15 protein-coding genes are annotated in these 12,594 nt (G+C 39.2%); 2 read left to right on the top strand and 13 right to left on the bottom strand.

What is annotated here, in order from left to right:
* Positions 1-42 precede the first annotated feature (42 nt).
* Both RB215_RS15895 and ilvN read left to right on the top strand, forming a co-directional pair.
* Entirely contained in the window at positions 43-1,767 is a 1,725-nt protein-coding gene (locus RB215_RS15895) for an acetolactate synthase 3 large subunit (RefSeq protein WP_309217423.1), read from the top strand.
* Positions 1,767-2,267 (top strand): acetolactate synthase small subunit, encoded by a 501-nt coding sequence (gene ilvN, locus RB215_RS15900; RefSeq protein ID WP_011330087.1) that lies wholly within the window; start codon positions 1,767-1,769, stop codon positions 2,265-2,267. The genes RB215_RS15895 and ilvN overlap by 1 nt, the downstream gene beginning before the upstream one ends.
* Positions 2,268-2,419: 152 nt before the next feature.
* Here ilvN and RB215_RS15905 read toward each other — a convergent pair whose 3' ends face one another.
* From RB215_RS15905 to RB215_RS15965, 13 genes are all read right to left on the bottom strand, one after another.
* The gene (locus RB215_RS15905) at positions 2,420-2,695 is read right to left on the bottom strand and encodes an HU family DNA-binding protein (RefSeq protein WP_008166804.1); all 276 of its coding nucleotides are present in this window, start codon (positions 2,693-2,695) and stop codon (positions 2,420-2,422) included.
* Between the two features lie 209 nt (positions 2,696-2,904).
* Positions 2,905-3,444, bottom strand: a complete 540-nt coding sequence (locus tag RB215_RS15910; protein WP_182678660.1) for a DUF3833 domain-containing protein — start codon at positions 3,442-3,444, stop codon at positions 2,905-2,907.
* 1 nt (position 3,445) lies between these two features.
* Entirely contained in the window at positions 3,446-3,937 is a 492-nt protein-coding gene (locus tag RB215_RS15915; protein ID WP_041454935.1) for a chalcone isomerase family protein, read from the bottom strand.
* Positions 3,938-3,990: 53 nt separating this feature from the next.
* Entirely contained in the window at positions 3,991-4,491 is a 501-nt protein-coding gene (locus RB215_RS15920) for a DUF2878 domain-containing protein (protein WP_011330084.1), read from the bottom strand.
* On the bottom strand, positions 4,469-5,731 hold the full coding sequence (locus RB215_RS15925; protein WP_011330083.1) for a cyclopropane-fatty-acyl-phospholipid synthase family protein: 1,263 nt from the start codon (positions 5,729-5,731) through the stop codon (positions 4,469-4,471). The genes RB215_RS15920 and RB215_RS15925 overlap by 23 nt, the downstream gene beginning before the upstream one ends.
* Positions 5,732-5,775: 44 nt before the next feature.
* Positions 5,776-6,513, bottom strand: a complete 738-nt coding sequence (locus tag RB215_RS15930) for a DUF1365 domain-containing protein (RefSeq protein ID WP_011330082.1) — start codon at positions 6,511-6,513, stop codon at positions 5,776-5,778.
* Positions 6,506-7,762 (bottom strand): NAD(P)/FAD-dependent oxidoreductase, encoded by a 1,257-nt coding sequence (locus RB215_RS15935; RefSeq protein WP_011330081.1) that lies wholly within the window; start codon positions 7,760-7,762, stop codon positions 6,506-6,508. Before RB215_RS15935 ends, RB215_RS15930 begins: the two co-directional genes overlap by 8 nt.
* Positions 7,759-8,469: an SDR family NAD(P)-dependent oxidoreductase gene (locus RB215_RS15940; protein ID WP_011330080.1), complete on the bottom strand. Its 711-nt coding sequence runs from the start codon at positions 8,467-8,469 to the stop codon at positions 7,759-7,761. The genes RB215_RS15935 and RB215_RS15940 overlap by 4 nt, the downstream gene beginning before the upstream one ends.
* Positions 8,470-8,471: 2 nt before the next feature.
* A complete protein-coding gene (locus tag RB215_RS15945) occupies positions 8,472-8,900 on the bottom strand; it encodes a nuclear transport factor 2 family protein (RefSeq protein WP_309217428.1) in 429 nt (142 codons plus the stop codon).
* A gap of 1 nt (position 8,901) precedes the next feature.
* Complete coding sequence (gene phrB / locus RB215_RS15950; RefSeq protein ID WP_011330078.1) at positions 8,902-10,308, bottom strand: deoxyribodipyrimidine photo-lyase; 1,407 nt, start codon at positions 10,306-10,308, stop codon at positions 8,902-8,904.
* A complete protein-coding gene (locus RB215_RS15955; RefSeq protein WP_011330077.1) occupies positions 10,308-11,261 on the bottom strand; it encodes a DUF523 and DUF1722 domain-containing protein in 954 nt (317 codons plus the stop codon). The genes phrB and RB215_RS15955 overlap by 1 nt, the downstream gene beginning before the upstream one ends.
* A gap of 24 nt (positions 11,262-11,285) precedes the next feature.
* Complete coding sequence (locus RB215_RS15960; protein WP_011330076.1) at positions 11,286-11,960, bottom strand: ChrR family anti-sigma-E factor; 675 nt, start codon at positions 11,958-11,960, stop codon at positions 11,286-11,288.
* Positions 11,953-12,576 carry a sigma-70 family RNA polymerase sigma factor gene (locus tag RB215_RS15965; protein ID WP_011330075.1) on the bottom strand — a complete coding sequence of 208 codons (624 nt, stop codon included), beginning with the start codon at positions 12,574-12,576 and terminating at the stop codon, positions 11,953-11,955. The genes RB215_RS15960 and RB215_RS15965 overlap by 8 nt, the downstream gene beginning before the upstream one ends.
* Between the last annotated feature and the right edge of the window lie 18 nt (positions 12,577-12,594).

Consider the following 12,594-nt stretch of genomic DNA (forward strand, 5'->3'; position numbering starts at 1 on the left):
GGGGGTTTTTTTATGCATAAAAATAACGGCAGAGGAATGAGGATGAGCAAACAACAATATAATGGTTCTGAACTAGTTGTTCAGGCATTAAAAGAATTAAAGGTTAAATACATATTTGGCTACCCCGGGGGGTCAGTATTAGATTTATACGATGCGCTTTTCCAGCAAGACGACATTGAACATATTTTAGTTCGTCATGAGCAAGCCGCCACACATATGGCCGATGGTTATGCGCGTGCTACTGGCGATGTAGGCGTAGTACTGGCAACATCAGGCCCAGGTGCTACAAACTGTATTACCGGCATTGCTACAGCCTATATGGACTCCATTCCAATGGTCGTGCTATCGGGGCAAGTACCTACCAACTTGATTGGTGATGATGCTTTTCAAGAAACCGATATCGTTGGTTGCTCGCGCCCTATAGTAAAGCACAGCTTTAACTGCAGAAGCGCAAAAGATATCCCAACTATTTTAGCTAAAGCTTTTTATATTGCCAGCACAGGCCGCCCAGGCCCAGTGGTAGTAGAGCTGCCAAAAGACATGCTAAACCCTGAGATAAAGTTTGATTATGAATTTCCTAAATCTACCGATTTAAGAACTTACAACCCAAACACTAAAGGCCACTCAAAACAAATACGCAAAGCCGTTACCGCCATACTAGAAGCAAAAAAACTGGTAGTGTACTCTGGCGGCGGAATTGTAATTTCAAACACTTCTGAGCAATTAACTCACTTGGTAGAGTCACTAAATGCGCCAATTACCAATACCCTTATGGGGCTAGGTGGCATTTCAGGTGTGCATCCAAACTTTGTAGGCATGCTAGGTATGCATGGCACCCTTGAAGCCAATAAAGCGATGGCTAATGCCGATGTAATATTAGCATTAGGGGCGCGTTTTGATGATCGGGTCACCAATAATGTGCAAAAATTTTGTCCCAACGCCACTATAGTGCATGTAGATGTTGATCCAACGTCTATTTCTAAAACAATTAAAGCTCACATTCCGGTAGTTGGCTGTCTTGCAACCGTACTAGAGCAGCTACAAGCTGGTATTGATAAGAGCCCTATTCAAATTGATCGCAGCGCCCAAGAAGATTGGTGGCGTCAAATTATCAGCTGGCGCGAACAAAAGTGCTTAAGCTATAACACCGATGGTGATGCAATTAAACCGCAAGCCGTTATTGAAGCAGTTTATAAAGCAACCAATGGCGACGCTTATGTAAGCTCTGATGTTGGCCAACATCAAATGTTTGCAGCCCAGTATTACCCGTTTAAACATCCGCGTCAGTGGATCAACTCAGGCGGCCTTGGCACTATGGGCTTTGGCTTACCTGCAGCCATGGGTGTAAAACTTGCTTTTCCGGATAAAGAATCGGTATGTATTACTGGCGACGGCTCTATTCAAATGAATATTCAAGAGCTAGCTACGTGTTTACAATATAACTTAGCGGTAAAAGTCGTGTCATTAAATAACCGCTCTTTAGGCATGGTACGCCAATGGCAAGATATGGTGTATGGCGGGCGTCATTCATCATCTTACATGGAGTCTTTGCCTGATTTTATTAAATTAGTAGAAAGCTACGGCCATGTAGGTATTAAAGTAAACACCCTAGATGAGTTACAACCGGCTATCGACAAAGCCATGTCGATTAACGATCGTTTAGTATTTTTAGACATTCTTGTAGACGAAAAAGAACATGTATACCCAATGCAAATTAAGTTTGGTGGCATTGATGAGATGTGGCTACGTAAAGGAGTAAAAGCATAATGCGTCGTATTTTATCTATATTATTAGAAAACGAACCGGGAGCACTGTCGCGTATTGTAGGATTATTTTCGCAGCGTGCTTATAACATCGACAGCCTAACAGTTGGCACAACGGATGATCAGTCTTTATCGCGCATTACTATTACCACTATGGGTGATGACCGTGTAGTAGAGCAAATTACCAAACAGGTAAACAAGCTTGTTGATGTACTAAAAATTATTGATTTAACCGAAATGAGTCATATTGAGCGTGAACTATTATTGGTTAAAGTATTTGCCCAAGACGAAACAACACGCGCAGCGGTTACCCGCGTAGCAGATGTATTCCAAGGGACTATTTTAGATATGGGCCGGCTAAGTTATAGCCTACAGTTAGTGAGTAGCACAGATAAAATTGAATCATTTTTAGATACGCTACGCCACGAAACCGACATTATTGAGGTAGTGCGCTCTGGGGCAGTTGGCATTGGCCGTGGCGATAAAGCCCTAAAAGCCAAATAAATAACTAAAAAGTTAATCCACCTTAATAAAGGTGGATTAACTTTATTACAATTATTAAATGTAATTATAACATTAACAAGGTTGGCAAATATTTTAGGCATAAAAAAAAGGGCTAAAAGGCCCTCTTTTCATTTAATTAGATAAACCTACAATTAAAGGTTTACTTGATCTTTAAGACCTTTACCTGCTTTAAAGCTTGGGATAGTTGCCGCTGCGATTTGGATCTCAGCACCCGTTTGTGGGTTACGGCCAGTACGTGCTGCACGTTCTTTAACTGAAAAAGTACCAAAACCAACTAACGCTACTGAATCACCTTCTTTTAAAGAAGAAGTTACAGCGCCAGTAAACGCGTCAAGAGCGCGTGTAGCAGCGGCTTTAGAGATTTCTGCATCAGTAGCAATTTTTTCAACTAATTGAGCTTTATTCATTATTTGATTCCTATTCGTTATTATTTTGCCTTCGCAAAACCTATCTTTATGCATTTTTGAAGAGTTAGCAACAGCAAATTGCATTTTTTGCTTAAAATCTTATAAAATGCGTAAAATTAAAATAATTATCGGTAAAATACAGCGTGTTGAGTTAACAAAGACTTAATTTAAGTGCAATTTTAACGCAAGCTAAGCCACAAAGTCACAAGCTATATTTTTTCGATAACCAAGGTAACTTCCCCAACTTCGATACCAAACTTAACAATAGACGTACGGTTTATCAAGCGAGTTTGTGTTACCAAGTACATCCAATCATCAAAGTTTACCGTTAAAGTGCTGCCATCGTACGGCAGTTCAACAGCGTAATTCCAATGAAATACACTGCCATCACTTTTCCCTTTAGCTGTGCCTAAAACATCATCTGCAGTGCCGGTTAAACTCTTGTCATCATTGAGTGTTACTTTCCAAATACGTTTTTGAGTTTCACCATCATCATAAATAAAATCTTCTTCTATAACGCCTTGGTTGCCCTCCCAGCTTGCATGCATGTCAACCACGAGCTTGCGGGTTAATTCACCTTTATAGTCTTGTACAACGCCATAGGCTTTTAAATTTCCGCTAAAAAACGTTTTAAAGTCAAATTCTGGAGAGGTGTTATTGTAATGTTCGACATTGGGGGCAGAGCAACTTACCAATAACAGCGCACATATAGCGGCAAAGGTTACTTTTGCATAATTTAAAATCGTCATATTAATTTCCTAATAATTGCTTTCGAAGTGCGGGCTCAGAGGTATTTTCGCTCAGCCAAATCGCCAAAAAGTCAGCGGCAAAGCCAGGCTCATTAATTTCACCAATGTGTTTATCATTATGATAAAAAACACTAAGCCCTTGCTTGTCTGTTACGAGCGTTAACGACTCGCCTTTTTTTATATTTGGCCACATCGCTAATAATTTATCGCTATATTGCGTTGTTAGCTGTTTTTTACCTAAATGTTGCCACTGCTCGTTGGTCGCTTTTACTATGTCTTTAGCAGCAAAGTCACGCAAATAAGTCAGCTTAAATTTAATCGGATTATCGCCTAGCTTATACTCTCCTGTTGTAGTAAATAATGTAGCGTCGTATACATCCCAAAATAAATACTCCATCCGCGCATCCCCTACCTTCGTTAAGCTAATTTGTGCCACAGCAACACAACTCGTTGTGAGTAAACAAATACACAGTACTTTAAATATAGCGTTCATGGTAAATCCCTTCAGGTAAGTGAATAATCATACGGGAGCGGCAAGGGCGAGGATCAGCGAGTAATAAGTAATTTAAGTTTTAAATTAGCTAAAATAATTAAAGTAAATACAGCAGCCCAAAGAGCACCGTATACCAGCCAAAACTCCAATAGTGGCAGGCCTAAATTTAGCACTTCAAAGCGCGCGCCGGCCCAGTAACTTGCAGGGGAAAACACAAGGCAAATAATAAATACTTGCCAAAGTTTTAGTGAGATTAAAAAGCGCATTGAGGTGTTTATGCTAAGCAGTAATGCAAACCACAATAAGGCAAGCCAAACAGGAAATGGGGATACTTTAAACTCTAATAAGCCACTTTTAACGGCAATAAACTCGCTCAATAAAGCCAAGGGCAAAGCCACTAAAACCAGTAATGCGTCGTGCTTCTTTTGTTTTGATAAATAAAACATCAACGCAATAATAGCGCTACTAAACACAACAGAGCTTGATTCAAGCAGTAAGGATAAAAACCACACTGCTTGAAATAACACAAAATTAATAACCGAGTGCAATTTCATCATCAGTACTGATAAAACGTGGTTTACGCGCCATTAAATGCACGGTACTAGTTGCACGTGCTCTAAATGCACCTTCGCAGTAAGCAAAGTAAAATAACCACAAACGATAAAAGCGCTCATCAAATTTAGAGCTGTCTAAGTCTGGCCAGCTTTGTATAAAGCGCGTACGCCAATCGGCAAGTGTACGTGCATAATGGGCACCAATATCGTTTACGGTATGAATAACCATATCGGTATTATTTTTAATTTGTTCACTCATTTCATTTAACGATGGCAAACAACCACCAGGAAAAATATATTGCTGAATAAAATCTGAGTTTTTTAAATAATGTTTATAACGCTGATCGCCAATAGTAATCGCCTGAATAAGCATAGCGCCATCATCTTTTAATAACGCACTACATTGAGTAAAAAAGCTTGGTAGGTAATCGTGCCCTACCGCTTCAATCATCTCAATTGAAACCAGTTTATCGTATTGCCCTTTAAGTGAACGGTAGTCTAATTTAAGCAAAGTTATTTTATGTTCAAGCCCAAGTTGCTTCACTTTTTGTTCAACATAGTCGTGCTGCTCATCAGATATAGTCGTGGTAGTAACATAGCAGTCGTAATGAGTAGCTGCATAAATTGCGAATGCCCCCCATCCGGTGCCTATCTCTATTACCGAGTCGCCTTTTTGTAGTTCAACTTGTTCACAAATTCGTTGTAACTTATATTGTTGAGCTTGCTCTAAGGTTGCTTCTTTTTCGGGATAGACTGCACACGAATAGAGCATTTCTTTGCTTAAAAACGATTCGTATAAATCATTCCCTAAATCATAATGAGCAATAATATTTTTTTTCGAACCCGATTCTGAGTTTTTGTTTTTTAAGTGATTTAAGCGATTGACAATATTACTGAAAAAAGAAAATTTTTTTTCAAAAGCATCTAATTGATTTTGATTAATCGCAAATATTTCGATCAGCTGAGTTAAGTTATCGCAAGACCATTGTCCTAAAATATAAGACTCGCCTGCGCCCACACTACCCGACAAACAAAATGCTTTGTACATTGCTTTATTATTAACAGTAATCGTTACTTTTGCAGCTGACGATAAATCGCCAAAAGTACTGCGTTCGTTATTATCAACTAACGTTATTTGCCCTGTTTGAATCGATGAAAAGGCTTTAAATACTATTTTTTTATATAAATTAGTAAGCCAGCTTCGATTATTTTGACAACGTAAATGCGTCGCTTTTTCCATAAAATCACCTATATTATTACTCTTAAACAACATAACAACTTGCTTTATGGCTTACCTGAGTGGCCTAAAAAAGGCACTCTTTTAATAAACAACTTTAATGCTTGATAATAAATACCCTTAAAAATTGACCAAGTCATCGCCGGAAAACGTTTAAGCAACCTACTTACTTGTTGCTCAGTTAATTCGTGGCGTTTTAACCTTAGTGTAGCGTCGAATAATACCTGCTCGTCGCGTATATTTTTAATCTGTATTAATGCTTTATCCTGCGTTTGTCGAATATGCCAGTGGTAGTTCATGTCCAAGTCCATAAAAGGTGATACGGAAAAAGTTTTCTTAAAGTTCACTTTTTTTTCTAACGGAACTAAATAATAGTGGCGTTCATTCCAAGGTGTGTTGCTAACCTCTGCAATCATGTAGCTAAATTTTGTATCGTTATCGCCAAAAAAATAAAAATTTACTGGGCTAAAGTAAATACCTAAACAGCGTAATTGCCCCAGCATATAAACATGGCTAAAGGTTTGTTTAACACCTAGCTTTGCAAGGTGTTTGCGCGCGCGCTCTACTAACGAAAAGGTATTTAATTGAGGGTCTTTATTTAGATAGTCTGCTTGGTTAAATTTAAGAGCTTTAAAACCTGAACTGCCCAATTGGCTATGCACACCGTTTAATTGCTGTGGGTTATTTAAATCAACCCACATCATGTACAATGGGTAACTAAAGCTATGGCTTTTAACCGCAAAACGGCGATGTTTTACATCGCCTAAATATACAGCGCTAGTCAAATTCAACCCCAAGCTGTTTGGCAACGTCTACGCCACTATGCACCCCATCTTCGTGAAAACCGTTATACCAATACGCACCACAAAAATAGCTATTATTTTTCCCGTCAATGCTGTGCTTTTGTTGCTGCGCGGCTATCGATTCTTGGTTAAATACTGGGTGATGGTAAGTAAATTCACGTAATATCTTACTCTTTTCTATTCCTTGTAGATGGTTCAATGTTACACAAAACTGCGTATCTGACTGTAACCCTTGAAGTATATTCATTTGATACGTAACAACAGCCGCTTTATCGGTATTATTATTGAGTAAATAATTCCAACTAGCCCAGGCTGCTTTTCTGTCGGGTAATAAATTAGTATCGGTATGAAGCACCACTGAATTTTCGGTATAAGGAATAGCGCCCAACACTGACTTTTCTTGCTCGCTGGCATCGCCCAATAACGCTAACGCCTGATTTGAATGACAAGCAAATATCACTTTATCAAACTCGCTTTGCTCACCATTAGCAAACACAATGGTTACTTTATCGGCAGCTCTAGTTACTGATTTAATATCTGTATTGAGTTTAATTTTGTCGGCAAAGCCTCTAATTAGCGGGTTAATATATTGACGAGAACCACCGGGTATTACATACCATTGCGGCCTGTTTACTACATCTAATAAACCATGATTAAAAAAGAATTTAACAAAAAATTCAACGCCTACATTTTGCATTTCTTTAATGCTGGTAGACCAAATAGCAGCGCCCATAGGTAAAATATAATGATATTTAAAAAAGTCGTTAAAATTATGCTCACTTAGTAGCTCACCTAATGAGTGATCGGCTTTATAGCTGCCTTGCTCGTGTATTGTTTTACATAATTTATTAAACCTAACTATGTCGTACAGTAAACGCCAAAACTTTGGTCTAAAAATATTACGACGCTGTGCAAATAAACTCGTAAAGGTATGGCCGTTGTATTCAAAACCTGTGGCATCGTTATGCACACTAAAACTCATTTCTGTTTCTTGCTTATCAACGCCAATACGCGCTAATAACTTTTCAAAATAAGGGTAGGTTCTGTTATTAAATACAATAAAACCAGTATCAATAGCGTGTTCAATACCATCAACTTGCACATCAACCGTAGCCGTGTGGCCACCAATGTAATTGTTTTTTTCAAATAGCGTTACATCATAGTGCTTATGCAATAAATGCCCACAGGTTAAACCTGAAACGCCAGTGCCAATTATAGCTATTTTTTTCAACGCGCTAGTCCTTTTGCAATTTTGAGCCACAGCGGCAATGGTAATATGCGCAGTGCTTTTAATATTAGTGTAAAACGATACGGAAAATGCACTTCTTTACGACGCTTGTGTATGCCTTTTATCATGTAGTCTGCCGCTTTTTGCGCTGTAACGGCCATAGGCATAGGAAAGTCATTTTTATTAGTTAGAGGGGTTTTAACAAAACCAGGATGCACTAAGGTTACATCAACGTCATTTAAATCAATTGCTAAGCTTTTAGCCAAGTAGCTTACACCCGCTTTAGAAGCGCCATACGCCTCTGAGCGCGGTAGTGCTAAATAGGTTACACTTGAGCTGACTAACACCAGCTGGCCACCACTATTTATTTTAGGTAATAAAGCTTCTAAGCAATACCCCATAGCCAGTAAATTAACGCTAATGACTCGCTCAAATAAGGCGCTGTCAAAATTTCGTGCATCGTCAACGTATTCGCAGTTACCAGCATTGAGTATGACCCGATCAAAATGAGCAAAGCCAATGGTAGCAGATTTTATTTGTTGTAAATTTGTGGCATCAAATTGGCAGGTTTGAATGTTGTTATGCTTAGCAAGCTCAGCTAACTTTTCGCTGTTACGACCGCAAGCAATAACAGTATCGCCTTGCTCGGCATATTTTATTGCTAATTGTTCGCCAATACCTGAGGTAGCACCGGTAATAAGTGTGATCATAATTAGCCCGCCCTTTTATCTATAAGCTTAATAATACGGCCTAATAAAGGAATATGCTGATACAGTAGCTCGCCTACGTTAAAATAGTCGCGGTGCTCAATTATTTTGTCACCGTTAAATGTAAGCTTACTGTGCCCCTGCACAGTAATGGTGTTTCCTGAGGCTAATTTAGGATGCACATAATGCATACTCCAATACACAAAGGCATTATTGGCAACACTGAAAGAATCAGTTATATCAAACTGGCAATGCGTAACATTGCTATACAAATTAGCAAAGTATTTGCGCAGCTCAACAATGCCATTAATGTTGTGCATTGGGTCGGTAAATTGTATATCGTCGCAGTAAATTTCACTTAATAAATCGAGGTTACTATTATTAAGTTTTTGATATATATCTACAAACTTATCTACTGGTAACTGGTTATCCATATCATACCTTAAATGCTGCTAGGGCACGCTCTCGCGCCGCTTTATGATCAACAATTGCTGGCCAATAACACGAATCACTTTGCCCCAATGAAGCTAAATAACTATGTGGAAAGTGAATGTGTTTATCTGGCACGTTTTCAAGCTCTGGTATGTATTTACGAATAAATTCGCCGTTTGGATCAAAGCGTTCACTTTGTCTTATAGGATTAAAAACTCTAAAGTAAGGCTGTGCATCACACCCGGTACTTGCCGCCCACTGCCAACCTCCATTATTAGAGGCCAAATCGCCATCTATAAGGTGTTGCATAAAAAAACGCTCGCCTTTGCGCCAATCTATAAGTAGGTGTTTAGTTAAAAAGCTAGCAACCACCATGCGTAAACGGTTATGCATCCACCCGGTTTGCAATAGTTGCCTCATCGCAGCGTCAACAAGCGGATAACCTGTGCGGCCTTCGCACCATGCTTTAAAGTCGTCATCGCTGCTACGCCAAACTACCGCGTTATACTTTTCGTTAAAATTATCGCCACGCGAAAGCTTTGGAAATTGCGCAATTAAATGCCGATAAAATTCACGCCAAATAAGCTCATTAACCCAAGTAAAGGTTTTGCTTTTTGAAGTGCTTAAGATATCGGGGTAGCGCTGCTGTATATTTATTAATAATTGCTTAGTACTAATAATACCTAGCGCTAAATAAGGGCTAAGGCCTGAGGTGCCTTTAATACTGGGAATATCACGGTGATCGTCGTAACTTGTTAGTTTATCGCAAATAAAGTTATCGACCACAGTGGCCAATGTTTTATCATCAACGGGCCATTTTTCAGAGCTGCTATCGCCTTTGAGTAAATTTGTTTCGTTTTTGCTTAACTGCGCACCGCCGCTAACGTGCTCTACAGGCCACTGCGGCAAAGAAAAATGCACCTCAATGTACTGTTTTAACCAAGCACGTTTAAATGGCGTAAATACTTTGTACATTTCGTTGCTTTGGTTTTTAACGCTGCCTACCGGGGCAATTAAATCGCCTTCGTACAAGGTAAACGTAATAGAAAGCTCATCGCACTTTGCTAAAATGGCTTTATCGCGGTTTACTTCGTTTAGTTCATACTCGGTATTGGCAATTACATGCTTAACATTATTAGCCTTACAAAAATCAATGAGTTGAGTTTCGCAATCAGCAAAGTATGGCGCATCAATAATGTGTAAGGTAATGCCGTGATCAGCAAGTTGCTGGTGCAGGTAAGTAATGCGACGTTTAAGTAAGTCAATTTGTATTGGCGCTGCTTGATGCTGCTGCCATTGTTTTTCGCAGATAAAAAAAATAGCGTGGTTAGCGCCATTATTAAGCGCTTGAATTAGCGCCTCATTAGAAAAAAGGCGCAAATCGCGCCTAAACCAAAATAATGTGTTCATTAAATACCGTAGCGTAGTTTTAATTCATTAGGATAAGGATTAAAAAATACTTGTTTTTCAAGATACTCGTTTGGGTGCACCTTTAAATGATGCTTTAGCAAAGTAAGTGGCACGTAAAGAGGCACTAAACCATCGCTGTATTCATCAATTGCTTCTCGCATTTCTTGTTTTTCGACTGACGATAAATCTTTTTTAAAGTAGCCCTGTAAATGCATTAAGGTATTACAATTATTTTTGCGTGAGGCTGGCTTTTTAAGTCCATTCATCAAACCTAAAATGTACTTATCAGCAAGCTCGGTTACGTCATCACCTAAAAACGTGCCTAACAAATGACCTAGATCGCGGTAAGCTTGGTAATTATGCGCCATTAACAAGTATTTATATTGCGCATGAAACTGGGTTAAGCGATGAACGTTCAATGGCTGTTGTATTAATTTTTGCCAATTTTTAAACGTATACACTCGCATTACAAAGTTTTCACGCAAGTGCATGTCGTTTAAACGGCCATTTTCTTCGCACGGTAATAATGGATTGTGCTTCATTATTTGCTCTGCAAAAAAACCAACACCTTCTGATGTGTTACCAGTGCCCGCTTCGTTGTATATTTTAATGCGCTCCATGCCACAGCTTGGGCTTTTAGCACAAAACACAAAGCCGCTTAACTCTTTCGCTTGTTCGGTAGCTACTTTAATACCGTAAGCAGTAAGTTGTGGTCCAACGTCGCCAGAACCATCAGGGCGACACACTTTTATTGTATCGCCTACTCGTACTTGGCGAATAGTTGGCCTTGGAATAGGTAAACCCACCGCCACCTCTGGGCAAAAGCGCGTATATTCAACATGCTTTGCAAACTCATCCATACAAAAGTTTGAGCGTTTATGGCCTGTGTCAAAACGCACTTTTTCGCCTGCTAAACAGGCACTAATGCCTATTTTAATTGTATCAGCTTGCATAATATCCCTAATAAACTGTTTATATTAGTAAATTAAATTACCAATTGGGTTAAGTAACTTACTCAGCCCTTTATTAAAATGTAGCGCACTACTGACTACTGTAAAGCATAAACAGCCTTCTTTTGTTACCGGTGTGTGCAGATGGCTGCCATCTTGCCAAATAAAATCACCCGGTACGTAGCTACCCTCTTCGTCGCTAAACTCGCCGTTTAGTAACAAAGTAATCTCAAATCCGGTATGAGTATGCTCTGGTATTTCTCCACCCGCAGCAATGTGCAATAAGCTGGTACGTAATGGGCCATCATCTAGGGCAACGCGCGAGCGGGCTAGTTTGCCAACTTGAGTAAATTTGCTGTGCGAAATACGTGTTAAAGCACGCGGCAGTTGATAGTTTTGCTGGTTTATTTCAACAGCAATTGGTTCAACTTCGTATACTTCATCAATACTGGTATCGCTGGTTATTAAATCAAATAAGCTTGAGCTTTCTTGCTCAAAATAACCACTAGTATCATCCTTAGCCTCTGAAGGTAATGCATCGTTAAACACTTCAGCTGCATTATCAGCTTCAAGCTTTGTTACTTTTTCTTGGCATACTGGGCACATATCTACGTGTATAGACACAGCTAAACTTAACGATGCGCTAAGTGATGCACTGCAATATTGTGTCAGTAAAGTATCACTCGGGTGATGTTTAATCATGCTGATCTCCCATTTCATTACGTAATTTTTGCAAGGCTAAACGTAACCGTGATTTTACCGTGCCTACTGGAATATTAAGTTGTTGTGCAAGTTGTTCTTGCGACATATCTTGAAAATAAACACCTCTTACTACTTCCCGCTGAGCTACTGGTAGCTTTTCAAGGTAGCGTTTAATTTGTTTATCTTCTAAATGATCTGTGTATTCGTGATGCGTATTTTGCGATTCGTTCAATAACGGCCAAATATCTTCGCTGATGTTTTCTTCTTTATTGCTTTTCATTTTGCGCAGCATATCAAACGAAGCATTTCGCATTACCGTGTAAACCCAAGTAGTCGCAGCCCCTTTGTCACTATTGTACAAATGTGCTTTACGCCAAACCGATGTTAGTGTTTCTTGCACTAACTCCATTGCTTGAGCTTCAATACCAAATTGCTTGATACCAAAACGTTTAATTTTTGGCGAAAAATATTCAAATAAATAAGCAAATGCTTTTTTATCGCGGCTTTGTGCAACATCAATTAATGCTTGCATCAATTCCTTACTTGGCGTTTCTGGCATGGCAGTGTACTTACCTGTATTAGGTTCACAACGTAATGATTGTTGTTGACTTACCATAGTAATTTATCCCGTTAT

It is taken from the genome of Pseudoalteromonas sp. HL-AS2, assembly GCF_031198805.1.
GTDB lineage: Bacteria > Pseudomonadota > Gammaproteobacteria > Enterobacterales > Alteromonadaceae > Pseudoalteromonas > Pseudoalteromonas nigrifaciens.

Bases quoted from the DNA above. Each gene is read 5' to 3' on its own strand.
- ilvN (WP_011330087.1), top strand. From the start codon at position 1,767: ATGCGTCGTATTTTATCTATATTATTAGAAAACGAACCGGGAGCACTG.
- RB215_RS15925 (WP_011330083.1), bottom strand. From the start codon at position 5,731: ATGGAAAAAGCGACGCATTTACGTTGTCAAAATAATCGAAGCTGGCTT.
- RB215_RS15960 (WP_011330076.1), bottom strand. From the start codon at position 11,960: ATGATTAAACATCACCCGAGTGATACTTTACTGACACAATATTGCAGT.
- RB215_RS15965 (WP_011330075.1), bottom strand. From the start codon at position 12,576: ATGGTAAGTCAACAACAATCATTACGTTGTGAACCTAATACAGGTAAG.
- RB215_RS15955 (WP_011330077.1), bottom strand. From the start codon at position 11,261: ATGCAAGCTGATACAATTAAAATAGGCATTAGTGCCTGTTTAGCAGGC.
- RB215_RS15895 (WP_309217423.1), top strand. From the start codon at position 43: ATGAGCAAACAACAATATAATGGTTCTGAACTAGTTGTTCAGGCATTA.
- RB215_RS15905 (WP_008166804.1), bottom strand. From the start codon at position 2,695: ATGAATAAAGCTCAATTAGTTGAAAAAATTGCTACTGATGCAGAAATC.
- RB215_RS15920 (WP_011330084.1), bottom strand. From the start codon at position 4,491: ATGAAATTGCACTCGGTTATTAATTTTGTGTTATTTCAAGCAGTGTGG.
- RB215_RS15945 (WP_309217428.1), bottom strand. From the start codon at position 8,900: ATGGATAACCAGTTACCAGTAGATAAGTTTGTAGATATATATCAAAAA.
- phrB (WP_011330078.1), bottom strand. From the start codon at position 10,308: ATGAACACATTATTTTGGTTTAGGCGCGATTTGCGCCTTTTTTCTAAT.
- RB215_RS15915 (WP_041454935.1), bottom strand. From the start codon at position 3,937: ATGAACGCTATATTTAAAGTACTGTGTATTTGTTTACTCACAACGAGT.
- RB215_RS15940 (WP_011330080.1), bottom strand. From the start codon at position 8,469: ATGATCACACTTATTACCGGTGCTACCTCAGGTATTGGCGAACAATTA.
- RB215_RS15910 (WP_182678660.1), bottom strand. From the start codon at position 3,444: ATGACGATTTTAAATTATGCAAAAGTAACCTTTGCCGCTATATGTGCG.